At 63.6% G+C, this 25,505-nt stretch carries 17 protein-coding genes; 12 read left to right on the forward strand and 5 right to left on the reverse strand.

The features are described 5' to 3' along the window. Positions 1–94: 94 nt before the first annotated feature. From udk to J2X54_RS08385, 6 genes are all read left to right on the forward strand, one after another. Complete coding sequence (gene udk / locus J2X54_RS08360) at positions 95–736, forward strand: uridine kinase (protein WP_070252058.1); 642 nt, start codon at positions 95–97, stop codon at positions 734–736. Between the two features lie 74 nt (positions 737–810). Next, a protein-coding gene (prfB, locus tag J2X54_RS08365) for a peptide chain release factor 2 (RefSeq protein WP_310179755.1) occupies positions 811–1,915 on the forward strand; the annotation gives its coding sequence in 2 pieces (ribosomal slippage) (positions 811–891 and positions 893–1,915; 1,104 coding nt in all). 3 nt (positions 1,916–1,918) lie between these two features. Continuing rightward, positions 1,919–2,608 carry an HAD-IA family hydrolase gene (locus J2X54_RS08370; RefSeq protein ID WP_310179756.1) on the forward strand — a complete coding sequence of 230 codons (690 nt, stop codon included), beginning with the start codon at positions 1,919–1,921 and terminating at the stop codon, positions 2,606–2,608. 31 nt (positions 2,609–2,639) lie between these two features. Beyond that, positions 2,640–4,181 carry a lysine--tRNA ligase gene (gene lysS, locus J2X54_RS08375; protein WP_310179757.1) on the forward strand — a complete coding sequence of 514 codons (1,542 nt, stop codon included), beginning with the start codon at positions 2,640–2,642 and terminating at the stop codon, positions 4,179–4,181. A 169-nt stretch (positions 4,182–4,350) separates the two neighbouring features. After that, a complete protein-coding gene (locus J2X54_RS08380; protein ID WP_310179759.1) occupies positions 4,351–5,148 on the forward strand; it encodes an SDR family oxidoreductase in 798 nt (265 codons plus the stop codon). Beyond that, positions 5,148–7,016, forward strand: a complete 1,869-nt coding sequence (locus J2X54_RS08385; protein WP_310179760.1) for a glycoside hydrolase family 15 protein — start codon at positions 5,148–5,150, stop codon at positions 7,014–7,016. The genes J2X54_RS08380 and J2X54_RS08385 overlap by 1 nt, the downstream gene beginning before the upstream one ends. Positions 7,017–7,026: 10 nt before the next feature. Here J2X54_RS08385 and ppnN read toward each other — a convergent pair whose 3' ends face one another. Beyond that, entirely contained in the window at positions 7,027–8,397 is a 1,371-nt protein-coding gene (gene ppnN / locus J2X54_RS08390; RefSeq protein ID WP_310179761.1) for a nucleotide 5'-monophosphate nucleosidase PpnN, read from the reverse strand. 222 nt (positions 8,398–8,619) lie between these two features. Between ppnN and J2X54_RS08395 the strand changes: the two genes are divergently transcribed. Then, positions 8,620–10,119, forward strand: coding sequence for a peptide MFS transporter (locus J2X54_RS08395; RefSeq protein WP_070252063.1), 1,500 nt, complete (start codon positions 8,620–8,622; stop codon positions 10,117–10,119). 85 nt (positions 10,120–10,204) lie between these two features. Here J2X54_RS08395 and glpD read toward each other — a convergent pair whose 3' ends face one another. Further along, entirely contained in the window at positions 10,205–11,740 is a 1,536-nt protein-coding gene (gene glpD / locus J2X54_RS08400; protein WP_310179762.1) for a glycerol-3-phosphate dehydrogenase, read from the reverse strand. Between the two features lie 205 nt (positions 11,741–11,945). Here glpD and J2X54_RS08405 point away from each other — a divergent pair, with 205 nt between their 5' ends. Next, entirely contained in the window at positions 11,946–14,330 is a 2,385-nt protein-coding gene (locus tag J2X54_RS08405) for a penicillin-binding protein 1A (protein WP_310179763.1), read from the forward strand. Positions 14,331–14,334: 4 nt separating this feature from the next. On the opposite strand, the gene J2X54_RS08410 is transcribed toward J2X54_RS08405, so the two are convergent. Then, positions 14,335–15,480 (reverse strand): LuxR C-terminal-related transcriptional regulator, encoded by a 1,146-nt coding sequence (locus tag J2X54_RS08410; protein ID WP_310179764.1) that lies wholly within the window; start codon positions 15,478–15,480, stop codon positions 14,335–14,337. A gap of 119 nt (positions 15,481–15,599) precedes the next feature. Here J2X54_RS08410 and J2X54_RS08415 point away from each other — a divergent pair, with 119 nt between their 5' ends. Beyond that, positions 15,600–16,832: a lipase family protein gene (locus tag J2X54_RS08415; protein ID WP_310179766.1), complete on the forward strand. Its 1,233-nt coding sequence runs from the start codon at positions 15,600–15,602 to the stop codon at positions 16,830–16,832. Positions 16,833–16,845: 13 nt separating this feature from the next. Here the strand turns inward: J2X54_RS08415 and J2X54_RS08420 are convergent, their stop codons facing one another. After that, positions 16,846–17,535 (reverse strand): TetR/AcrR family transcriptional regulator, encoded by a 690-nt coding sequence (locus J2X54_RS08420; protein ID WP_229255510.1) that lies wholly within the window; start codon positions 17,533–17,535, stop codon positions 16,846–16,848. Positions 17,536–17,615: 80 nt separating this feature from the next. Between J2X54_RS08420 and J2X54_RS08425 the strand changes: the two genes are divergently transcribed. Beyond that, a complete protein-coding gene (locus J2X54_RS08425; RefSeq protein WP_310179768.1) occupies positions 17,616–19,472 on the forward strand; it encodes a diguanylate cyclase domain-containing protein in 1,857 nt (618 codons plus the stop codon). 46 nt (positions 19,473–19,518) lie between these two features. Here J2X54_RS08425 and J2X54_RS08430 read toward each other — a convergent pair whose 3' ends face one another. Beyond that, complete coding sequence (locus J2X54_RS08430) at positions 19,519–20,832, reverse strand: hypothetical protein (protein ID WP_310179769.1); 1,314 nt, start codon at positions 20,830–20,832, stop codon at positions 19,519–19,521. A 178-nt stretch (positions 20,833–21,010) separates the two neighbouring features. Between J2X54_RS08430 and J2X54_RS08435 the strand changes: the two genes are divergently transcribed. Then, positions 21,011–21,964 carry a 5'-nucleotidase gene (locus J2X54_RS08435; RefSeq protein ID WP_310179770.1) on the forward strand — a complete coding sequence of 318 codons (954 nt, stop codon included), beginning with the start codon at positions 21,011–21,013 and terminating at the stop codon, positions 21,962–21,964. Between the two features lie 83 nt (positions 21,965–22,047). After that, a complete protein-coding gene (gene mfd / locus J2X54_RS08440) occupies positions 22,048–25,494 on the forward strand; it encodes a transcription-repair coupling factor (RefSeq protein WP_310179771.1) in 3,447 nt (1,148 codons plus the stop codon). Positions 25,495–25,505 lie beyond the last annotated feature (11 nt).

Below are 25,505 nucleotides of genomic sequence, written 5' to 3' on the forward strand. Positions count from 1 at the left end.
AACGTTAATTCTTGTGCCATCCCGCGAATAATTGGCGCAATCCGGGCCCATTGGTCCCTGTCGGTGAAGGCGCGGTTCCGGTATCATGCGGGGTATGAACAATATCCCATTCCAACCGTTTATTATTGGTGTCGCAGGCGGTAGCGGCAGTGGCAAGTCCACCGTGTCCCAGCAGGTGCTGGCAGCCTTCGGCGCCGACATGGTCTCGGTGGTGATGCAGGACGATTACTACTGCGACCAGTCGCACCTGGCGCCCGAAGTGCGCCCCGAGCAAAATTACGACCATCCCAATGCGTTCGAGTGGCCGCTGCTGGTGCAGCACGTGCAGGCGCTGCGCCGCGGCGAATCGATCGAGATGCCCGAATACGACTTCACCCTGCACAACCGCTCGCAGCGCACGATTGCCGTCAAACCGGCGCCGGTGATCGTGATCGAAGGCCTGTTCGCCCTGTACGACGCCGACCTGCGCGACATGATGTCGCTGAAAATCTACGTCGATACCGCCTCCGACGTGCGCTTCATCCGCCGCATGCAGCGCGATATCACCGAGCGTGGCCGCTCGGTCGAAAGCGTGGTAGTCCAGTACATGGACACGGTGCGCCCGATGCACAAGCAGTTCATCGAACCGACCAAGCGCAACGCCGACGTGATTTTCCCGCACGGCGCCAACGGCCCGGCGATCGATGTCATCACGGCCAAGGTGGCCAGCGTGATCAAACAGCTCAAGATGTCCTGATCAGCAAGAACGAAGTTCGGACTTCCATAGCGTATAATCTGGGGTTTGATTTCGCCCTTAGAGAAGAAGAAAACATGGAAGCCGAACGCATCAACTCCCTCTCCGCCCTGCTCGCCGATCTGACCTCGCGCGAAGTCGAACTTCGGAGGTATCTTTGACTTCGATAAAAAGTCAGAGAAGCTCGAGCAAGTAAACGAAGAAATGGAAGACCCGACGATCTGGAACGACCCTAAAAAGGCCCAGGATCTCGGCAAGGAAAAAAAATCGCTGGAAGCCATCGTCTCGGCGCTGACCAAGGCCGACACCGACCTCAAGGACATGGCCGACCTGTTCGCCATGGCCAAGGAAGAAGGCGACGACGACACGCTCGAGGCGCTGATCGTCGACGCCGAAGCCGTGCGCGTGGTCATCGAGAGCATGGAATTCCGCCGGATGTTCAACAATCCGATGGACCCGAACAACTGCTTCATCGACATCCAGGCCGGCGCCGGCGGTACCGAAGCGCAGGACTGGGCCTCGATGCTGCTGCGCCAGTACGTGCGCTATTGCGACCGTAAAGGCTTCAAGGTCGAGGTGATGGAGCAGTCCGACGGCGAAGTAGCCGGCATCAAGACCGCCACCATCAAGGTCGAAGGCGAATACGCCTACGGCTTCCTGCGCACCGAAACCGGCGTGCACCGCCTGGTGCGCAAGTCGCCGTTCGACTCGGCCAACGGCCGCCACACGTCGTTTACGTCGCTGTTCGTGTACCCGGAGGTCGATGACTCGATCGATATCGAGATCAACCCGGCCGACCTGCGCATCGATACCTATCGTGCGTCCGGCGCCGGTGGTCAGCACATCAACAAGACCGATTCCGCCGTGCGTCTTACCCACGCACCATCGGGCATCGTGGTGCAGTGCCAGAACGACCGTTCGCAGCACCGCAACAAGGCCGAAGCGATGGAAATGCTGAAGGCCAAGCTGTACGAAATGGAACTGCGCAAGCGCATGAGTGAGCAGCAGAAACTGGAAGATTCCAAGACCGACGTCGGCTGGGGCCACCAGATCCGTTCGTACGTGCTGGACCAGTCGCGCATCAAGGACTTGCGCACCAACTTCGAGACCGGCAACACCAAGGCGGTGCTCGACGGTGAACTGGACGACTTCATCTCGGCTTCGCTCAAACAAGGCGTATAACTCATGACTTCCACCGCATCACCGCGCGCGTTCATCTTCGACATGGACGGCACCATCGTCGACAACATGGCCTACCACACCGAGTCGTGGCTGGCCTTCTTCGACAAGCGTGGCCACAAGCTCGACCCGGACGCGTTTTTCCGCGACACGGCCGGCCGCCAGGGCCATGAAATCATGCGCACCTACCTGGGCAGCCACCTGACCAACGAAGAAACCGCTGCGCTCGATGTGGAAAAGGAGTCGCTGTACCGCGAACTGTATGCGCCGCACCTGGCCGTCACCAAGGGCTTCGAACAGTTCATCGCCCGCGCCAAGGCGGCCGGCGTCAAGCTGGCCGTGGCCACCGCCGCGCCGCCGGCCAATATCGACTTCACGCTCGATGGCCTCGACCTGCGCAGCCAGTTCGACGCGATTGCCGGCGCCGCCGATGTGGCGCGCGGCAAGCCGAACCCGGACGTGTTCCTGCTGGCCGCCGAACGCGCCGGCAGCGTGCCCGCCAACAGCATCGTGTTCGAAGATGCGCCGCTGGGCGTGGAAGCGGCCCGCCGCGCCGGCATGCGCGCGGTGGTGCTCACCACCACCCTGCCCGCTGAGGCGTTTGCCGAATTCGACAACGTGATTGCGATTGCCAGCGACTTCAGCGAGCTCGATGTCGCGGCGCTGTTCGCGTCCGAGCCTTACATTGCCGCCTAATTAAATATTTACCCCACCAAAGAAACAGACCATGACTACGGATCTCCAAGACCAAGCAAGCGCTTCTGCAAACCCGCCCGACGAAAACAAGATCATCGCCGAGCGCCGCGCCAAGCTGGCAGCCCTGCGCCAGCAAGGCGTGGCCTTCCCCAACGACTTCAAACCGCAACACAAGGCTGCCGACCTGCACGCCGAATTCGGTGCGAAGACGCGCGAGGAACTCGAAGAGCATCCAGTGACCGTGGTGCTGGCCGGCCGCATGATGCTCAAGCGCGAAGCCGGCAAGAAGGCCGCTTTCGCCACGCTGCAGGACTCGTCCGGTAAAAACGCCGACGGCCGCATCCAGATCTACGCCACGCTCGACCTGACCGGCGAAGCCGCCATGGCCGCGCTGCACCACTACGACCTGGGCGACATCCTGGGCGTGACCGGCACCCTGTTCAAGACCAAGACCGACGAGCTGACCATCAAGGTCACCGAACTGCGCCTGATCACCAAGTCGCTGCGCCCGCTGCCTGACAAGTTCCACGGCCTGGCCGATCAGGAAACCAAGTACCGCCAGCGGTACGTCGACCTGATCATGAACGAAGAGACGCGCCGTACCTTCAAGGCCCGTACCGCCGCCATCTCGTCGATGCGCCGCTTCATGGAAAAGAACGAGTTCATGGAAGTGGAAACGCCGATGCTGCACACCATCCCGGGTGGCGCGTCCGCAAAACCGTTCACCACGCACCACAATGCGCTCGACATGCAGATGTTCCTGCGCATCGCGCCCGAGCTGTACCTGAAACGCCTGGTGGTAGGCGGTTTCGACCGCGTGTTCGAGATCAACCGCAACTTCCGCAACGAAGGCGTGTCGATCCGTCACAATCCTGAATTCACCATGATGGAGTTCTACGCGGCCTACACCGACTACCAGTGGCTGATGGACTTCACCGAAGCGATCATCCGCCAGGCCGCGATCGACGCCCACGGCACCGCCACCCTCACGTATGGCGGCCGCGAACTCGATCTGGCCAAGCCATTCCACCGCCTGACCATCGTCGAAGCGATCAACAAGTACGCGCCGGGCTACACGCCCGAGCAACTGGAAGACGCAGAATTCATCAAGAAGGAACTGCTCAAATTCGGCGTGAAACCCTTCGCTACCGCCGGCCTGGGGGCGCTGCAACTGGCGCTGTTCGAAGAGACTGCCGAAGCGCAGCTGTGGGAACCGACGTACATCATCGATTACCCGGTCGAGGTCTCGCCGCTGGCGCGCGCGTCGGACACCCGCGAAGGCATCACCGAGCGCTTCGAGCTGTTCATGGTCGGCCGTGAAATCGCCAACGGCTTCTCGGAGCTGAACGACGCCGAAGACCAGTCGGCTCGCTTCCTGGCGCAGGTCGCCGCCAAGGATGCCGGCGATGAAGAGGCGATGTACTACGACGCCGACTACATCCGCGCACTGGAATACGGCATGCCGCCAGCCGGCGGTTGCGGCATCGGCATCGACCGCCTGATGATGATCATCACCGACTCGCCGAACATCCGCGACGTGCTGCTGTTCCCGCACCTGCGCCGCGAAGAGTAATCTTCAGTAGCCAGGTCAGAAAAACCGCTCGTCATGGGCGGTTTTTTTTCGCCCGCATTTTTGCGGCATTGCGTGCGGTGGGGCCGCTTCGCCCTTGCAAGCACCCTTCCCTTGCGCGGCATGCTGCCTAGAATGAGACGATTACCGTTCATGAAATGGGAGCATGCACATGCACATCACGCTTGAAGATCAAACCGCCATCGTCACCGGCGCCAACTCCGGCCTCGGGCGCGGCATCGCGCTGGCCTTTGCCAGGGCCGGCGCCAATGTCGTGGTCAACTACCACTCGCACCAGGACCAGGCCGACGAAGTCGTCGCTGCGATTACCGCCGCCGGCGGCAAGGCCATCGCCTTCCAGGCCGACGTCGGTGAGGAAGCCGATGTGCAGGCGCTGTTTGCCGCCGCCATCGAACGCTTCGGCGCGATCGACATCGTGGTGGCCAATTCCGGTCGCCAGGACGATGCGCCCAGCGCCGACATGACGCTGGCGCAGTGGGAAGGCGTATTGAAAACCAACCTGACCGGCCAGTTCCTGTGCATGCGCGAGGCGGTGCGCACTTTCCGCCAGCAGGGCCAGCGCCAGGCGTCGCGCGCGCTGGGGAAGATCATCTGCATGAGCTCCGTCCACCAGCGCATCCCGTGGGCCGGCCACGTCAACTATGCAGCCTCCAAGGGCGGCGTGCACCTGCTGATGGAAACCATGGCGCAGGAAATGGCGCCCGAGCGCATCCGCATCAACGCGATTGCGCCGGGCGCCATCAAGACGCCGATCAACGCCGAAGTGACCGCCGACGGCGGCACCGACGATCTGCTCAAGCTGATTCCATATGGCCGCGTGGGCCAGCCGGACGATGTGGCCAACGCCGCGCTGTTCCTGGCCTCCGACCTGGCCGACTACGTGGTGGGCAGCACGCTGTTCGTCGATGGCGGCATGGCGCTGTACCCGGGCTTCGAGGACAACGGCTGATGGCTGCCGCCAAGCCACGGACCAAATCCGCCAAGCCGGGAGAACCGCAGCAGCCAGCACATGACCGCCAGCGCAAGGAACGCGACATTGCCGACCACGGCGTGATCGGCAACCTGGCCACCATTGCGCTGGTGGCGTGCGACGGCGCCATCGACTACATGTGCTGGCCCAACCTCGACAGCCCCAGCATCTTCGCCGGCATTCTCGATGCGGACCAGGGCGGCGTGTTCGAACTGGCGCCCGACATCGCAGAACCACGCGTGGTGCAGATGTACATCCCCGACACCAACGTGCTGCTCACGCGCTGGATGGGCAGCGACGCTTCGGCCGAATTGACCGACCTCATGATCGACACGTCGGAGACCGGCGAGGCCCCTACCCGGCTGGTACGGCGCATGGTCGTCACGCGCGGCACGGTAACCATCCACGTGCGCTGCGCGCCGCGCTACGACTATGCGCGCCTGAAACCGTCGGTGACGATCAAGGACGGCGCTGCGCTCTTCAAGGCCACGGATTGCCCGTCGCTGCGATTGAGCGGCGCCGACTTCAGCAAGGGCGACGGTGAAGTCCGTGCCAGCATCACGCTCAAGGCGGGCCAGTGCATCACACTGATGCTCGATGAACCCGGCGAACCGCTGATCGACGCCGACCAGATCGGCCAACTGATCGAAGCGACCATCAACCGCTGGCGCGCCTGGTCGGCGCAATCGACCTACCAGGGCCGCTGGCGCGACGCCGTCGGCCGTTCGGCCCTGGTGCTCAAGCTGCTGACGTCACGCCGCCATGGTTCGATCTCGGCGGCCGGCACTTTCTCGCTGCCGGAAGCGGCGGGCGGCGTGCGCAACTGGGACTATCGCGCCGCCTGGATCCGCGATTCGTCGTTCTCGATCTACGCGCTGATGCGCCTCGGCTACCACACCGAGGCCAAGGATTTTTATCGCTGGCTGGGCGACCGCGCCATGCATTCATCCAAGGGCGGCGAGCTGAAAGTGATGTATGCGCTCGATGGCGGCACGGTGCCGGCCGAAACCTCGCTCAAGCACCTCGGTGGGTACGGCGGCGCCGTGCCGGTCCGTATCGGTAACGATGCGGTGACCCAGCTGCAGCTCGACATCTACGGCGAGCTGATGGACTCGATCTACCTCAGCAACAAATACGGCGAGGCGATCTCGCACGACCGCTGGCTGGGCGTGTGCCGCGTGATCGATTACGTCGCGCGCCACTGGAAAGAGCCCGATGCCGGCATCTGGGAAATCCGTGGGCCGGCGCGCCACCACCTGCATTCGCGCCTGATGTGCTGGGTGGCGATGGACCGCGCGATCCGGCTGGCCAGCAAGCGCTCGCTGGCCGCGCCGTTTACGCGCTGGATCAAGGTGCGCAACGCCATCCACGACGACATCTGGAAGAACTTCTGGGACGAGAAGCTGGGCCACTTCGTGGAAGAACGCGGCCGCAAGGACCTCGATGCCTCCATGCTCTTGATGCCGCTGGTACGATTCGTCGGCGCCACCGATCCGCGCTGGCTGGCCACGCTGGACGCCATCGGCAACAAGCTCACCGACGACGGCATGGTATACCGCTACAAGCGCGACGACGGCCTGCCCGGCAAGGAAGGCGCGTTTTCGGCCTGTTCGTTCTGGTATGTGGAGTGCCTGGCACGCGCAGGCCGCATGGACGAAGCACGCCACATCTTCGAAAAGCTGCTACGCTACGCCAATCACGTGCAGCTGTATGCCGAAGAATTCGACGAACGCGCGCACCTGGTGGGAAACTTCCCGCAGGGGTTCACCCACCTGGCGCTGGTCAGTGCCGCGTTTTATATCGATCGCGAGATGGAGGGACGCGGACCGCGTGACTGGCCCGCCTGAGCGCCTATCACTACTGGATCACCCGGTAGCAGGGCTCATAGGCCTTGCCCGGCAACTTCATCCTGCTCTGCTCCACGAACGACGTCAGCAGCGCATCCATCGGCCCCATGATGGCCTTGTCGCCATGGATTTCGAAGTGTCCATGCTGTTCGATGGCGCGGATGCCTTCGTTCTTGACGTTACCGGCCACCACGCCCGAAAACGCCCGGCGCAAATTCGCTGCCAGCAGGTGCACTTCCTGGTCCTTGTGCAGGCTGAGGTTGCGCATGTTTTCGTGGGTGGGCGCGAACGGCATCTGGAATTCGCGGTCGATCTTCAAACCCCAGTTGAAGTAATAGGCGTCGCTGCGGATCTTGCGGTACTCGCGCACCTGCTTGACACCGGCCTGCATCTCGCGCGCCACCGCTTCCGGGTCGTCGATGATGATCTTGTAGCGCTCTTGCGCTTCCGGTCCCAGCGTGGCGTGGATGAAGTTATTGATCTGCACAAAATACTCGCGCGAGGTTTCCGGGCCGGTGAAAATCAAGGGGAACGGCAGCTCGGCATTGTCCGGGTGCAGCAGGATACCCAGGATGTACAGGATCTCTTCGGCCGTGCCGGCGCCGCCCGGGAACACCACGATGCCATGGCCGGCGCGCACGAACGCTTCGAGGCGCTTTTCGATGTCGGGCATGATCACCAGCTGGTTGACGATCGGATTCGGCGATTCGGCAGCGATGATGCCCGGCTCGGTAATGCCCAGGTAGCGGCCATTGGTCAGGCGCTGCTTGGCGTGGCCGATGGTGGCGCCCTTCATCGGGCCCTTCATGGCGCCCGGGCCGCAGCCGGTGCAGATATCGAGTTCGCGCAGGCCCATCTGATAACCGACTTCCTTCGAGTAGTTGTACTCGGCGCGGTTGATCGAGTGGCCGCCCCAGCACACCACCAGGTTCGGGTTGAGCATCGGCTTCAATACGCCGGCATTGCGCAGGATATGGAACACGGCGTCCGTGACATCCTCGGTGCGGCTCATGTCGAACTTGTCGGAGTTGGTGACTTCGTTGCTGACGAAGACGATATCGCGCAGCACGGCGAACAGCTGCTCGTGGATGCCCTTGATCATTTTGCCGTCGACAAAAGCGGAAGCGGGCGCGCCCTTGATATCGAGCTTGATGCCGCGCTCGCGCTGGATGATGCTGATCGAGAACGACTCGAAGCGCTCGAGCAGTTCCTTGCCGTCGTCGATGGTGCTGCCGCAATTGAGCACGGCCAGCGCGCAATTGCGAAATACGTTATACAGGCCGCCCTGGCTGGTATCGAGCAGTTTGTTTACTTCGGCCTTGGACAGCACTTCGAGCTGGCCTTCCGGCGAAATCAGGGTATCGATAACGTCATGTTCCATGTTGCGTAAATCCTTATATTCAGGTGCGCAGATTCGGTGTCTCGCAGGGTCCCCTGCCCTGCCAATATACGACAAGTCGGCGCGCTGCGTGCGGAGTTTGGTGCAGCGCAGCGCGCAAAAAGTACTTTCTAAACCATTTGTAGATTAAAATGGCGCCCGATTTGGCCCCTCACGAGGGGGCCCGAGACATTTTTAAACAGATCATCGAAGAGGAGACCCCGCATGAGCGGTGCCACCATCAATAAATCGGAAGCAGTCGTGCCCGAGTTCAAACAGATCATGGGACACCCGGCCCCGCTGTGGATGTTGTTCATGACCGAGTTCTGGGAGCGCTTCGCGTTCTACGGCATCCGTTGGGCACTCGTGCTTTACGTCGTCGCCCAGTTCTACAACGGCGATGCGTCCGGTGAATCCGCCGCCAACCTCGTGTACGGCTCCTACCTCGCGCTGGTCTATGCGGCCGCCCTGTTCGGCGGCTACGTGGCCGACCGCGTGCTCGGCTACCAGCGCTCGATCCTCATCGGCGCCGCCTTCATGGCGGCGGGCCTGTTCATGATCGCCGTGCCGCACGAAGAAGTGTTCAAGTTGGGCCTGGCCACCATCATCGTCGGTAACGGCATGTTCAAGCCGAACATCTCGACCATGGTCGGCAAGCTCTATACCACCGGCGATCCACGCCGCGATTCGGGCTTCACCATTTTCTACATGGGCATCAATGCCGGCGCCATGGTCGCGCCGGTGCTGACCGAGTGGCTCGCCGCCAAGGTGTTCGGCACCGATGGCATGCCCGCCTACAAAGTGGTGTTCATGTCGGCCGGGGTGGGCATGCTGATTAGCCTGGTATGGTTCTTCATCGGCCGCGCGCGCCTGCTGGGCATTGGCGCCCCGGACGCGCAGCATGCCGATCCAAAACGCCTGCTGTACGTGATCATCGGCTCGCTGTGCGTGATCCCGGTCGTGTACTTCCTGCTGGCCGCCGGCGCCGCCAACCTGCAGATCGTGCTGACCATTTTGTTCATCATCCTGTCGGTGATGGTGCTGGTGGAAGGCTTCAAAAACGGCAAGGTCGCGCGCGACAAGGCGCTGGCGATGCTGATCATCTTCTTCTTCAATATCATGTTCTGGATGTTCTTCGAGCAGGCTGGCAGCTCGTTCACCTTCCTGGCCGAAAAAATCGTCGACCGCGACATGTTCAACTGGACCTTCCCGGTGGCCTGGTTCCAGACCGTGAATTCGCTGGCCATCATCACGTTCGCGCCGCTGATCGCGTTCATCTGGGTCAAGCTCGGTCGCGCCAATCCGTCGATTCCGCGTAAATTCGGCCTGGGCCTGCTGTTCAACGCCCTGGCGTTCGGCCTGTTGATGTATTCGCTGTCGATGCTGGTCAATATCGACAACAAGATCCCGTTCTGGACCCTGTTCATGGTCTACGTGCTGCAGTCGATCGGTGAGCTGTGCCTGTCGCCGATCGGCCTGTCGATGGTGACCAAGCTGGCGCCTACCCGCCTGGTGGGCCTGGGTATGGGTGGCTGGTTCCTGTCCACCGGTATCGGCAACAACCTGTCGGGCATGTTCGCCTCCCACGTCAGTGGCACGGGTGGCATGTCGATCACGTCGGCACTGTCGGGTTACACCGTGGGCTTTTATTCGCTGCTTGCCGGCGGCGTGCTGCTGTTCCTGGTCGCTCCGCTGATCCAGAAGCTGATGCACGGCGTGAAGTAAGCGCAATGACGTCGCTCCCGCGCAGGCGGGAGCGCAGTTGCAAGATAAACGGCGCTCTCGGGCGCCGTTTGTCGTTTAAGCTGCGCTATTTGAACTGCATCGGGTGGGCGGTGAGCCACGCCTGCAGTGTGGTCGCCGCCTCGGGCGGCAAATGCAACCCCAGCTTGGAGCGGCGCCACAGGATGTCCTGCGCCGTGCGCGCCCACTCGTACTTGCGCAGGTACGCCACTTCCACTTCATACAGGCCGGGGACGATTTCGGCGCCCATGTCGGCCACCGTAGCGCGGTCGCGCAGCAGCGTGTGGATGCGAGTGCCGTAGGCGCGGGTGTAGCGCACCACCAGTAGCGGCGGCAGCCAGGCGTAATGGTTCTGCACGTTGCGCACCCATTCGTCGAAACCCAGCACCGACTTGTTTTGCGGCTCGGCGCCGTACAAGTCGCCGCCCGGCAGGCAGGCGTGGGCGGTCCAGTTGCCGTGGCGGTTGTCCAGGGCCTTGGCGATCAGTTCCACCGCTTCTTCGGCCAGCTTGCGGTAGGTGGTGATCTTGCCGCCGAAAATGCTCAGGATCGGCGCGCCATCGCTGTCGACTTCGAGCTTGTAGTCGCGGGTGACGGCCTTGGCGTCGGCGCCGTCGTCGAGCAGCGGACGCACGCCGGAATAGGTCCACACCACGTCGGCAGGCGCCACCGGCTTGACGAAATACTCGCTGGCCAGCTGGCACAGGTAGGCGATTTCGGTGTCGTCGATCGCCACGCCGTTGGCGTCCCCCTTGTAATCGATATCGGTGGTGCCGATCAGCGTGAAATCGCGCTCGTACGGAATCGCGAACACGATGCGGCCGTCGCGGTTCTGAAAAATATAGGCGTTATCGTGATCGAACATGCGCCTGACCACGATATGGCTGCCCTTGACCAGGCGCAGGTGGCCAGCGCCGTCTTTCGGCGTTGCCGTGTGCAGCATCTGCGCGGTCCACGGCCCGGCCGCGTTGACCACGTATCGCGCGTTGACGCGGATGCCGCCGCAGGTGGGCTTGTCGATGATCGCTTCCCAGCCGGCGCCCTTGCGGCTGAGCGTGTCCACCCGGGCCTGGGTGAGGATGGTAGCGCCCTTCTCGCAGGCGTCCATGGCGTTGAGCACGACCAGGCGGGCATCGTCCACCCAGCCGTCGGAGTAGGCGAAGCCGCAGCGAAATTCCGGCTTGAGCGGCTTGCCGGCCGAGTGGCAGCGCAGGTTGATGGCGGCCGAGCGCGGCAGCAGTTCGCGCTTGGCCAGCGTGTCGTAGAGCCACAGGGCGGCGCGGATCAGCAGCGCGGAACGCTGACCTTTTGAATGCGGCATGACAAAGCGCAGCGGCCACATGATGTGCGGCGCGGCGCGCAGCAGCACTTCGCGCTCGATCAGCGCCTTGCGCACCAGGTTGAATTCGTAGTACTCGAGATAGCGCAGGCCGCCGTGTATCAGCTTGGTCGAGGCCGACGACGTGTGCGCCGCCAGGTCGTCCTTTTCGCACAGGACGACCGACAGCCCGCGTCCGGCCGCATCGCGCGCGATACCCGCGCCATTGATGCCGCCGCCCACGATCAGGACATCGCAATCGAGCGTGTGCTGCGGTTCCGCCATGAGTTCCCCGAGGTGACTTGTAATATGGCAAGATTTGCCACATCCCCTACGGTACGACAAATTTCACTTTGATGATAGAGGGCAACCGTATCGTCCTTCTAAAATTCACCGTGAAAGCCACGTTCGTTATAAGTTTGCTATTTAAGCTGGCTCAAATTTCGTTGGTCTATAATCTGCGCACCGTATTGATAGCGAGACCTACGCTTTGACTGCTACTACCAACAAACTGCCCCAGTGGCTCAACCGCCGCAACACCCTCCGTGGCGTGATCGTGATCGGCCTGGTGGCCCTGATCGGCGCGGTCGCGCTGGCGGCGTACATGTTCCTGGCGATTGCGCCCAATTTGCCGTCGCTCGATAAAATCTCCGACTACAAGCCAAAGATTCCGCTGCGCGTATACACCGCCGACAATGCCCTGATCGGCGAATTCGGCGAGGAGCACCGCGACTTCATCCCCATCAAGGAGATGCCGGACCTGATGAAAAAAGCGGTGCTGTCGATCGAGGACAAGCGCTTCTACGAGCACAATGGCATCGACTGGGTGCGCGCCATGGGCGCCGTCAAGGCCAACCTGGGCGGCTCGTTCCGCCAGGGCGGGTCCACCATCACCATGCAGGTCGCGCGCAATTTCTTCCTCACCCGCGAAAAAGTCCTGGGCCGCAAGCTCAACGAAGTGATGCTGGCCCTGAAGATCGAGAACGCCCTCTCCAAGGACGAAATCCTCGAGCTGTACATGAACCAGATCTACCTGGGCCAGCGCTCGTTTGGCTTCGGCAGCGCGGCGCAAACTTATTTCGGCAAGTCGCTCAAGGAATTGAACGTCGCCGAAATGGCGATGCTGGCCGGCCTGCCGCAAAACCCGGCGCGCCATAACCCGATCACCAACCTCAAGCGCGCAAAGCAGCGCCAGCAACTGGTACTGAAGTCGATGCGCGACCTCGATTACATCAGCGCCGACCAGTACGAGGCGGCGCTCAAGCAGCCGATCCATATCAGCGCCAAGGGCCAGCAGTTCGAGGTGCACGCCGAATACGTGGCCGAGCTGGCGCGCCAGGTGGTGTATGCGCAGTTCAAGGACGAGGCTTATACGCGCGGCATCAGCGTATACACCACCATCCTCAAGGACGACCAGAACGCGGCCTACGAGTCGATGCGCCGCAACGTCATCAACTACGACCAGCGCCACGGCTACCGCGGCCCGGAAGCCACCATCACCCTGCCCGCCGACGCCGACGAGCGCGACGACGCCATCGAAGATGCGCTGCAGCGCCGCCCCACCAGCGACCGCCTGATCGCGGCCGTGGTGCTGGCCGCCAGCACCAAGTCGGTCACGGTGCAGAACGAAGCCGGCGACGAGATCAACATCACCGGCGACGGCCTGCGCCTGGCTGCCAGCGCCCTCACCGACAAGGCCAGGGAATCGCTGCGCGTGCGTCCCGGCGCCGTCATCCGCATCATGGACAACGGCAAAAAGGGCTGGGCCATTTCGCAGGTGCCGCAGGTGGCGGCGGCGTTCGTGTCGATGGACGCGGTCAACGGCGGCTATCACGCCATGGTCGGCGGTTTCGACTACAACCTGCAAAAGTTCAATCACGTCACGCAGGCATGGCGCCAGCCCGGTTCCTCGATCAAGCCGTTCGTGTATTCGGCGGCGCTGGAAAAAGGCTTTTCGCCGGCCACGCTGCTCAATGACGAGCCGCTGGAGCTGACCGCTGCCGAAACCGGCAGCCAGCCCTGGAGCCCGCGCAACGACGACGGCAAGTACGAAGGCCCGATCACCATGCGCTACGCGCTGGCTGAATCGAAAAACGTGGTCACGGTGCGCATCCTGCGCGCCATCACGGTGCCGTACGCGCACGATTACCTGGGCAAGTTCGGCTTCGATCTGGCCAAGCATCCGAAGAACTTCACCATGGCGCTGGGCACCGGCTCGGTCACGCCGGCGCAGATGGCCGGCGCCTACTCGGTGTTCGCCAACGGCGGCTACTCGGTGGAGCCGTACCTGATCGCCAAAATCGTCGATGGCGACGGCAAGATCATCTCCGAAGCCAAGCCGCGCACCACCCTGCCCGACGAGGCGCGCGTGCTCGATCCGCGCAATGCGTATGTCACCGACAGCATGCTGCGGGAAGTGACACGCACCGGCACCGGCGGCGCCGTCGCGCGCCTGGGCCGCCACGACATGGCCGGCAAAACCGGTACCTCGTCGGAGGCGGTCGATGGCTGGTTTGCAGGCTACGGCGGCGGCATCGTGGCAGTGTCGTGGATGGGTTACGACGATTCCAAATCGCTGGGCAACAAGGAGTTCGGCGCCACCGTGGCGCTGCCGATCTGGCTCGACTACATGAAGGTGGCGATGAAAGACCGGCCGGCACGCGACCGGCCGGTACCGGTGGGCCTGATGCAGGTGGGCAGCGAATGGCTGTACGATGAGTTCACCGGCGACGCCGCGCGGGTGTCACTGGATCTCGATGCAGCGCCACCTGGGGCGGAGAACATCGTGCCGATGCCGACTGGCGCCGGTGCGCCGCCGCCACCACCACCGCCACCGACACCGGCGCCGCCACCGGCGTCACTGCCAGCACGCTAAAAAGCTATCCGGGCCGCTGGTGGCGTCCCAGCGCCGCCGCCAGCCCGATCTTGTTCGACACCCCCAGTGCGCGGTAGGCGTCGCGCAGGTAGGTGCGCACGGTGGACGGCGACAGGCCAAGCAGGCGCGCGACCTGCTTGCTGCTATGGCCCTGCGTATAGAGCAGCGCCGCACCCAGTTCGCGCGGCGACAGCGGCAATTGCGCCGCCGTGCTGCTCCTGACCGTCACTGCCATCAACTGTCCCACCGGTTCGAGCCACAAGCTGGCGCCGGCCAGGCGCAACGCACAGGGCGCGCGGAGGAACGCTGCGCTCACTGCGGGCGGCAATACGGTACCGGTCCAATCCGGCGCATAACGCGCTAGTACTTGCGCCATGCCCTGCCCCAGGTAATGCAGCCGCCCGGCATGGTCGGCCAGCGCCAGCACCGTGCCGGCGCAGCCGCCGGCAACCGTCCCAGCCCCTAACCCTGCAACAGTACCAGTACCAGTAACAGTAACAGCGCCGGCGCCGGCACCGGCCATGGTCAAGCTCAGCAGATCGGCTACCCGGTGCTGCCAGGCCTGGGCCAGGTGCCGGGTAACATCGGCAAAGAACGCGCTTTCGGCATCGCTGAACCCTGCCTGCGGATCGTGGCGGTACAGGCAAATGAAAAACAGCAGTCCGCTGTGTTCCAGCGCGATGGTCATGGTCAGGATGCAATACAGGCGATGCCGCACGACGAACTCCGCGACCGCACCGGGCGGCCCCCGGTAGTGGCCGCTGACGCGAAACACCGTGCCCAGGTCGGCCATGGTGCTGAGCGCAAACGTGTCCACGGCGGCCACGTCGCGGTTCCACTCCTGGGCAAAGGTCGGACTGAGGCCAATGCTCGCATGGAGCAGGTTGCGCGGGCCGGCGCCGGCACCAGCAGCGGGCGCTGCGTTGATCACCTCGCCCCACCATGCGGCATCGAAACCGACGTGCTCGCGCAGCGCCAGCATGGAGGCGTGCAGAAACTCGGCGGGCGCAGTCTGCCGCGCCAGTTGACCAATGCGCAGCAGGCACGGCCCCAGCGCGCGGTGCAGCGGCGCCGGTGCGCCGTCGCCGTCTCCGGTGCCGGTGCCGGTGGTCCAGTCGCTATCAAGACTATCAAGACTCTCGAGATGCATGGCGTTGCTCCTGCCCCCACCTCCGCATTCGAGGAGGGGTGTTTATCGCGTGACGGACAGTATGATGGATTGTATCAGGCCACCTGATATAAACCACGACAACAATTATGGAGACAATCATGAAAACAACGACAGGAACCGTGGCAGCGCTGCTGTGCGCCGCCACTGCCGCACTGGCGCTGGCCGGTTGCGGCAACAGCGGCAGCGTCGGCGTCGGCGATGCCCACGCGGCCACGCTGGCGCCGTTCAAGGAAGTGGCAATCGGCACCGACTTCTGGGCCGTCCAGGAAGCGCCCCCGGCCGGCGCCAAACCGGGCGACATCCTGCGCGCGCAAAAGCGCGGTGACGCGCCTGCCGGCGCGCAGGGCTGGAGCGTGGTGTACGTGTCGGAAATCGCGCCAGGCAAACTGGCATACGTGTCGGGCGAAGTCTACTATCCGGCGGCAGCCGCCACGGCGCCGCGCGACATCGTCCTGTGGAACCACGAAACTGCCGGCCTGGGCGATGCCTGCGCACCGTCGCGGCGCAACCTGCTGGAGAACAGCGTGGACCGGGTGCCGGCCATCAGCAGCCAGCTTGCCGCCGGCCGCGTGGTAGTGATGAGCGACTACCCCGGCCTGGGCCTGCCCGGCCCCGCCTTGTACATGGCGGGCCAGCCAAATGCGCGCGCCTCGCTGGACATGCTGCGCGTGGCGCAAAAATTCCCGGACGCCCGGGCCTCGGCGCGCTACGTGATGTACGGCTGGTCGCAGGGCGGCCAGACCACCATGTGGGCCGAAAACATCGCGGCCAGCTACGCGCCCGAATTCACCGGCCTGGGCGCCGCGCTGATCGCGCCGGCCGTGCGCATCCGCGAGCTCACGCTCAACTCGATGAAGTCGCCGACCAACGCCGGCTACGTGATCTCCACGCTGCCCGGCATCCAGGCCTATATGCCGGAGCTCAAATACCGCGACTTCCTTTCGGCCGAGGGCATGGAGCAGCTGCCGGCGCTGACCAATGGCTGCTACGACATCTGGGAACTGGCGACCAGCGTGCGTGACGCCTACCAGCCCGGCGCACTGGCGCCCGGCTCGAGCTGGTGGAACGCGCTCACGGCGGTGGACAACTTCACGCCGCGCGGTTCGATGCCGTTCGTGATGTTCCAGGGCACCCTGGACACCGACACGCCGGTCGCGCTCAACCAGCGTGAACGCAGCGCCCTGTGCAAGGCGGGATCGGCGGTGGAATACAACGAGTTCGCCACGCTCAACCACCTGACCATGGTGCCGGAAGCGGCAAAACGGCTGCCGGCGTGGATGGACGCGCGCTTCAAGGGCCAGGCCCCCGCCAACAACTGCCCCGCGCCTTAGACTACAGCAAGCGTTAAAGAGCGGGTATCGCCAGGTACCCGCGCATCATCCGCACCGCGCTGCCGGCAAATTGATCGGGCGTCACGTCCGCCGCCCGGTATTTCCACCGTTTGACATACCAGTCCTGGAACGTTGCCATCAGGTGCGACGCCAGCAGGTCGGCGCTGCCCGGCGGGCGCGACGGCAGGCGCACGATCACCTCGGCAAACAGCGACTGCACGTACAACTCCGAACGCTTGGCCGCGTGGCGCAATTCCGGCTGCAGCACGCGCGAATCCATGTACACGAAATAAAACCACGGCTGCAAGATCTCGGAGATGTAGATCGACGAGCGTATCAACGCTTCCAGGCGGTCGAGCGGATCGGCGATGGTGTCGAACAGCAGCGGCACCTGGTGAGTGGCGTGGCGCACCACGTCGCCAATCATTTCCGCCAGTTGGTCCTTGTTGCTGATGTAGCCGTACAAGCCCCCCATCGACAAGCCGGTTTCCTGGCACAAATCGCGCAGGTTCATGGCGCGAAAGCCGACATCGTTGGCCAGTTTGAAGGTGGCGTTGAAGATCCGTTCGAGGTTTTCCAGCGCCGGTTTACGGCGCTTGACGGTGATGCGGTCGGCGTAATGGTCGAGCAGGTAGGCCCAGATATTGCCGGCGCCAAGCGGCGTCATGGTCTGAAACTGGGCAAAGGTAAAGTCTGGCTGCACGACGGTCTCTTTAGTTGGTTTTATGGTAAATATTATAGCGTATGCGGTAACATGGTGATCCTTGTCCAGGAATGTTTCCATTGTATACACGTCGCCCCCCACCCAACTTCCTCCTGCCGCTGCTTGCCGTGCTGTCGCTGTTGCTTTTGCTGGCATTGTCAGCAAAAGCCCATGCCGCTGGGGCACCGGTCGAGGTGCGCGCCCTCCACCAGGGCGTGGTGTCGCTCACCGATGCTGTTGCCGTACTCGAAGATCCTGGCCACGCGCTCGATCTGGCGCAGGCGCGCGCGCAAAGCTATCGCTACAGCGGACAGGCCGACCAGGCGATCAGCTTTGGCTATTCCCGGTCAGCCTACTGGCTCAAGGTGGAGCTGCGCAATTCGGGTGCTGCGCCAGTGCGTCGCCTGCTCGAAATCAGTAACGCGCGCCTGAGCGATATCACGTTCTATGAACCGGATGAAGACGGCAGCTATCGTGCGCACCACACCGGCAGCGCAATGCCGTATGCCTCGCGCGATTACCCCAACCGTTACTATGTCTACCAGATCGAGCTGCCGGCCCGATCGCAGCACACTTATTATCTGCGTGTAGCCTCCGAGGGCGCCAAGCTGATACCGCTGCGCCTGTGGGAGCCGCAGGCGTTTGCAGTCCACGCCCAGGGCGACTACCTGGCGCAGGGCATTTTCTTCGGCATGGTGATCGCCATGATGCTGTTCAACCTGGTGCTGTTCGCCATGCTGCGCGACCGGCTGTACCTGATGTACGTGGTCTTCGTGGTGGTTACCGCCATGGGGCTGGCCGCCCAGAACGGCCTGGGTCACGAATGGCTGTGGCCAGCGGTGGGCGGACGCTGGCCCAACCTGTCGGCCGCGATCCTGTTCTCGCTGTCGCACGCCACGCTCACCATGTTCATGCGGCGGATGATCGGCACCCGCACCCTGGTGCCCTGGCTCGACAAGCTGCTGCTGGCGATGGTGGCATGGTTCCTGGTCTCGCCGGTGCTGCTGGTGCTGTTCTACCAGCAGGTGGCCGGCGCCATCACCACGATCTGGAGCATTACCTCGCCGCTGACGCTGGTGATCGCGCTGGTGTGCGTATGGCGCCGCCAGCGCAGCGCCTACTACTTCAGCGCCGCGTTTTGCGTGCTGCTGGTGGGTAACATGGGCAGCGCCCTGGCCGCGCTGGCGATATTGCCGCACAACCTGGGCACCAATTTCGGCGCGCAGATAGGATCCGCCTGCGAAATGCTGCTGCTGGCGTTTGCGCTGGCCGACCGCATGCACGTGATGCGGCGCGAGAAGGAGCAGGCGCAGGCAATGGCGCTGGCCGCCCAGAACGACCTGATCACCGGTCTGAAACTGTCGGAGCAGCGCCTGGAAGCGCACGTGGCCCAGCGTACGGCCGAACTGCAGCAAGCCAACAACAGCCTCGCGCTGATGTCGATGACCGACGTCCTCACCGGCATCCCGAACCGCCGCCGCTTCGACCAGATCCTGGCGGCGGAATGGACACGGGCGGCGCGCCAGCACAGCCTGCTGGCCATCGGCATGCTCGATATCGACCACTTCAAGAAGTACAACGACCACTACGGCCATCAACAGGGCGATGACTGCCTGCGCCGCGTGGCGGCGGCGATCGATGACCAGTTCCGGCGCGGTGGCGACCAGGTGGCGCGTTACGGCGGCGAGGAATTCATCTTCATCGTGCCCGACGCCCAGCCCGACACCGCCATGGCCCTGGCGCAGGCGGTCTGCGCAGCGGTGGCCGCGCTGGGCATCGTGCATGCGGCAGCGCCAGGCGGCATCGTCACGGTGAGCGTGGGTGTGGCATGCGGCCAGCCAGTCGGCGGCGAAGAACCCGAACAGCTGGTGCACGCGGCCGATGTGGCGCTGTACCAGGCCAAAAAGTCGGGACGGAACCGGGCGATGCTGGCCTGAGAACGGCCAGCGCCTGCCACTGTCCAGCTTGACAATGCGGGTGTGTTCACCGTTTGCCTGTGTCTGGGGCTGCGGCTGCAGGTGCAATTGCGGAGACTGTATTGACCGCATCGACAATGGCTTGCACGGCGTGGGCAGGGGGGATTCCGGACTCGTCCTCCAACCCGTGCCCAACGGCATCGATGGTACGGATGCTGCAACGAGGAGATGCCGCACATGCGCCCGGGTCCGGCAGCTGCAGATAGTCGAGCTGGCCAAACAGATAAATCGTTTTTCCAGTGTAGCCTTGCAACTGCACGACGGTACTGGCGCGGGTCTGGAATACCTGCGAATAGTAAGATCCGTTCCACACTGCTGGCACGCGTACGCCGCCGAACGCTCCCGGCATGACCTCGTCACTGACATCGCCGGCATAGTGGGCCAGCGCCTGCCGGTACAGTGCTTGCGCGTATTGTCGGCGCGCTGCCAGCGTTGCAGGCGAAACGGCGGTAGCCCCAAGAAATTCCTGCAGGCCGGCGCGGGTCGCCGCCAATGGCCGGGCCTCGGCGCAGGCGAATACGCGATCGAGGTCCAGTGTCGCTGCGCGGCACCGATCGAACGCTTTTTGCACCATCCCAACATAAAAACCGCGCTGCATCTGGTAAGCCCAGAGCGCTGACAGCGGTGCTGTCGGCCCGCCGGCGCCAACGATGCCCGCCGGTGCGATGCGGCCTTGCCCGGCCAGCAGCGTGACATGGTGCATGCCTTCAGAAAAAGCCAGCGCTACTTGCGGCAATTTACCAGTCAGCGTCAAGGCCGACAGCGCGTGGAAGACGGCCTCGGTGTCGGCAGTGGTGGTGACGAGATTGGCCGTCCCGCGCACCTCGCTGTTGACGCAGTGGGTGGCAAAGTCGGTCGCCCGCGCTGCGAAATGGTCGCCGTGAGCACATTCGCGCAGCGGTGCAAAACCGCGCAGGCTGAAGAAGGCGACGGCATACCCCTGGCCTGTCAGCGCCTCGACCAGGCCCCCGCGATGATCGGGCCGGTAAGTAGCCTGTTGAAGTTCCGGGTCGAAATACGGATCGGCCAGTCCGCCGGAATTTGGTGCAACGATCACCAGCGCGCGGGGGGCGTTAGCGGGCCAATACAGGTCAACCGGAATATCGATGCCGGCTTCGACAGGTGCAAGCACTTGCCGATAGGTCGGCGGGGCAGCGACAGCAGCAGGCAAGATCGTCGCGCAGACTGCTAGCAGCAAGGAGATCCAGCAGCGTCTCACTGCACAGCACCGGAAAGCAGCACCAGGCAGATCATGCTTTTGTGGAAAAGCTTCAAAATGACTCCGTTTGGTTTGAATGTGGGCCAAAAAAAAAGCAGCCACACGGGCTGCTTGACATTACTGCGGTACCAGAAGTGGCTTACCTTTTTGTTTTGCCCAGCCAATATCCGTTGTCACGCAATCCACGTCAATTGAAATGTGCATTACGGCGCGCAGGTGTGGCGCGGCTGGCACGGAAAATCGGTTAAAGTGGCGTGATTGACAACCCAAATACCCATCCATGGCCTATCCGATAGAACACAAGCTGGTGGTCGGCATCGCGTCGAGCGCGCTGTTCGACCTGACCGAGTCGCACCAGGTCTACGTCGAGAGCGGCGCCGAAGCGTATCGCCAGTACCAGGAACGCCACCTCGACGTCGTGCTCGGCAAGGGCGTGGCGTTTCCGTTCATCCGGCGTTTTTTATCGATCAACGCCCACCACCCGCAAGCCTCTCCGGTGGAAGTGGTGCTGTTGTCGCGCAATTCTCCGGAGACCGGACTGCGCGTGATGAACTCGATCGCCCACTACGGGCTCGACATCTCGCGCGCCTGTTTTGTCACCGGCAAGTCGCCGTACACCTACCTGCCCGCCTTTAATACCTCGCTGTTCCTCACCGCCAACGAGCAGGACGTGCGCATGGCGCTCGACGCCCACTACCCGGCCGGCCTGGTGCTGCCGGGCCTGACCGAGGACGACGACGCCGACGGCGAACTGCGCGTGGCCTTCGACTTCGACGGCGTGATCGCCGACGACGAGTCCGAGACGGTTTTCAAGCGCAACAACGACGTCGCCGAGTTCCACGCCCACGAGCGCGAGCGGGTGGCGGTGCCGCATCAACCGGGGCCGCTGGCCGACCTGTTCCAGAAGCTCTCGGCCATGCAGCGGCTGGAAGACCAGGCGGTAGCGGCCGATCCCGGCTACCAGCGCATCTTGCGCATCGCCATCGTCACCGCCCGCAGCGCGCCCGCGCACGAGCGCGTGGTCACCACGCTCAAGAGCTGGGGCGTGTCGGCCGACGAAACCTTCTTCCTGGGCGGGATGGAAAAAGCGCGCATCCTGTCGATCTTCAAGCCGCACCTGTTCTTCGACGACCAGTTGAGCCACCTGAAGTCCCCTGCCGGCAATATCCCGATGGTGCACATCCCGTTCGGCATCGCCAACCTCGTGGCCGGCTCCGCACCCAAGCCGGGGTAGGCGCAGACCGGGCTGCGGTGCATCGTCTATAATGTTGTTCACCTTTTGACCATGCACCACAGCTCACCAGCGTCCACCTCATTGTGTCCCTAGTCCTCGCCAACTCCATTCCCAAACCGGGCAATCGCTTTGCCCTGCCCACCCTGCATGGCTCCTCGGATGCGTACGCGCTCGCGCAAGCGGCGCTCGCCCTCAAGGCGCAAGGCCGCATGCTGGCCGTGATCACGTCCAGCGCAGCGGACGCCCAGCGCCTGCGCGACGAGATCCCGTGGTTCGCCGGCGACGAAGTGCGCTGCCACCTGCTGCCGGACTGGGAAACCCTGCCTTACGACGCTTTCTCGCCCCACCAGGACCTGGTGTCCGAGCGCCTGGCCACGCTGCACGAAATCTCCAGCGGCCAGTGCGACGTGATGCTGGTGCCGGCCACCACGGCGCTGGTGCGCATGGCGCCGCCGTCGTTCCTGGCGGCGTACACTTTCTTCTTCAAGAAGGGCGAGTCGCTCGACGAAGCGCGTTTGAAGGCGCAACTGACGCTGGCAGGCTACACGCACGTCACGCAAGTGATGTCGCCCGGCGAATACTCGGTACGCGGCGGGTTGATCGACCTGTTCCCGATGGGCTCCGCCCTGCCCTACCGGCTCGACCTGTTCGGCGATACGGTGGAAACCATCCGCACTTTTGACGCCGACACCCAGCGCTCGCTGTACCCGGTTGGTGAAGTGCGACTGCTGCCGGGACGCGAGTTCCCGATGGACGAAGCGGCGCGCACCACGTTCCGCAGCCGCTGGCGCGAATATTTCGAAGGCGACCCATCGCGCTCGGTGGTCTACAAGGACATCAGCAGCGGCATCGCCTCGGCCGGTATCGAGTACTATCTGCCGCTGTTCTTCGAGCAGACCGCCACCCTGTTCGACTACCTGCCCGAGGGCGCGGCACTGGCACTGGTCGGCGACATTGACGCCGCCATCAAGCGCTTCTGGGCCGACACCACCTCGCGCCACCGCTTCCTGAAAGCCGACCGCGAACGCCCGATCCTGCCGCCCGACATGCTGTTCCTGTCGGACGAACAGTTCTTCACGCTGGCCAAGCCGTATGGCCGCATGGTCATTTCCAGGGACGCCGACCAGGGCGCGTCCGAATTGTCGGCGCCGATTCCCAATATCGCCGTCAACCGCCACCTGGAAGACCCGCTGACCAACCTGCGCAGCTACCTTTTGCAGGCCGGCACGCGGGTGATGATCTGCGCCGAGACAAACGGTCGCCGCGAAACCTTGCAGCAGTACTTCAGCGAATACGACCTGGCGCTGACGCCGGTCGAAGGTTTCGAAGGCTTTGCCACGTCCGCCGCCAAGCTGGCACTGGGCGTAGCACCCCTGCACACCGGTTTCGAGCTGGCCACGCCTACCGAGCGGCTGGTCTTCATTACCGAGACCGAGCTGTATGCGGGCTCTGGCCGCCGCGTGGGCAAGAAGAAGCAGGAAGCGGTCACGCAGGTCGAATCGATGGTGCGCGACCTGTCCGAGCTGAAAATCGGCGACCCGGTGGTGCACATCAACCATGGCATCGGCCGCTACATGGGCCTGACCAGCATGGACCTGGGCGAAGGCGAAACCGAGTTCCTGCACCTGGAATACGCCAAGGACACCAAGCTGTACGTGCCGGTCTCGCAGCTGCACGTGATCTCGCGCTACTCGGGCGCCGCGCCCGAAGACGCGCCGCTGCACACCTTGGGATCCGGCCAGTGGGAAAAGGCCAAGCGCCGCGCCGCGGAACAGATTCGCGACACCGCCGCCGAACTGCTCAACCTGTACGCCCGCCGCGCGCTGCGCCAGGGCCATGCCTTCGAATACTCGGCGCACGACTACGAGCGCTTCGCCGAGAGCTTCGGCTTCGACGAGACGCCCGACCAGCAGGAAGCGATCAACAACGTGATCCGCGACATGACATCCGGCAAACCGATGGACCGGCTGGTGTGCGGCGACGTCGGCTTCGGCAAGACCGAAGTGGCGCTGCGCGCCGCCTTCATCGCGGTCATGGGCGGCAAGCAGGTGGCGATCCTCGCCCCCACCACGCTGCTGGCCGAACAGCACGCGCAAACCTTCGCCGACCGCTTTGCCGACTGGCCGGTGCGCATCGCCGAAATGTCGCGCTTCCGCACCGGCAAGGAAATCAACCAGGCCATCAAGGGCATGGCCGACGGCACGCTCGACATCGTCATCGGCACGCACAAGCTGCTGTCCGACGACGTGAAATTCACCCGCCTGGGCCTGGTCATCATCGACGAGGAACACCGCTTCGGCGTGCGTCAGAAGGAGGCATTGAAGTCGCTGCGGGCGGAGGTCGACGTGCTCACGCTCACCGCCACGCCGATTCCGCGCACGCTGGGCATGGCGCTCGAAGGCCTGCGCGAGTTTTCCATCATCGCCACCGCGCCGCAAAAGCGCCTGGCCATCAAGACGTTCGTGCGCAGCGAGGGCGAGTCGATCATCCGCGAGGCCTGCCTGCGCGAACTCAAACGCGGCGGCCAGGTGTACTTCCTGCACAACGAGGTGGAAACCATTCAGAACCGGATGGCGATGCTGACCGAGCTGCTGCCCGAGGCGCGCATTGCGGTAGCCCACGGCCAGATGCACGAGCGCGACCTGGAAAAAGTGATGCGCGACTTCGTGGCGCAGCGCTACAACATCCTGCTGTGCACCACGATTATCGAAACCGGTATCGACGTGCCGACCGCGAACACGATCATCATGCACCGCGCCGACAAGTTCGGCCTGGCGCAGCTGCACCAGCTGCGCGGGCGCGTGGGCCGCTCGCACCACCAGGCGTATGCGTATCTGCTGGTCACCGATGTGCAGGGCCTGACCAAGCAGGCGCAGCGCCGACTCGACGCCATCCAGCAGATGGAAGAACTGGGCAGCGGCTTTTACCTCGCCATGCACGACCTGGAAATCCGGGGCGCCGGCGAAGTCCTCGGCGACAACCAGTCCGGCGAGATGACCGAAATCGGCTTCCAGCTCTATACCGACATGCTCAACGAGGCGGTACGCTCGCTCAAGGCCGGCAAGGAACCCGACCTGGCGGCGCCACTGGCCACCACCACCGAGATCAACCTGCACACGCCGGCGCTGCTGCCGGCCGACTTCTGCGGCGATGTCCACGAGCGGCTGTCAATCTACAAGCGCATGGCCAACTGCTCGGTCCAGGACAAGATCGACGACTTGCAGGAAGAACTGATCGACCGTTTCGGCAAGCTGCCCGACCCGGTCAAGGCGCTGATCGAAACCCACCGCCTGCGCATCGCCGCCAAGACCGTGGGCATCATCAAGATCGACGCCCATGGCGAGGCAGCGAGCCTGCAGTTCATGGCCAAGCCGCCGATCGACCCGATGCGCATCATCGAACTGATACAGAAGAACCGCCAGATCAAGCTCGCCGGCCAGGACAAACTGAAGATCACGGCGTCCATGCCGGACCTGGCCGCGCGCGTCGCGCAGATCAAAGGTGCAATTAAACAACTCACCAACAATTAATCAGGTATTGA

Origin of the sequence: Duganella sp. 3397, assembly GCF_031456625.1 — a bacterium.
Classification (GTDB): Bacteria; Pseudomonadota; Gammaproteobacteria; order Burkholderiales; family Burkholderiaceae_D; genus Rugamonas; species Rugamonas phyllosphaerae.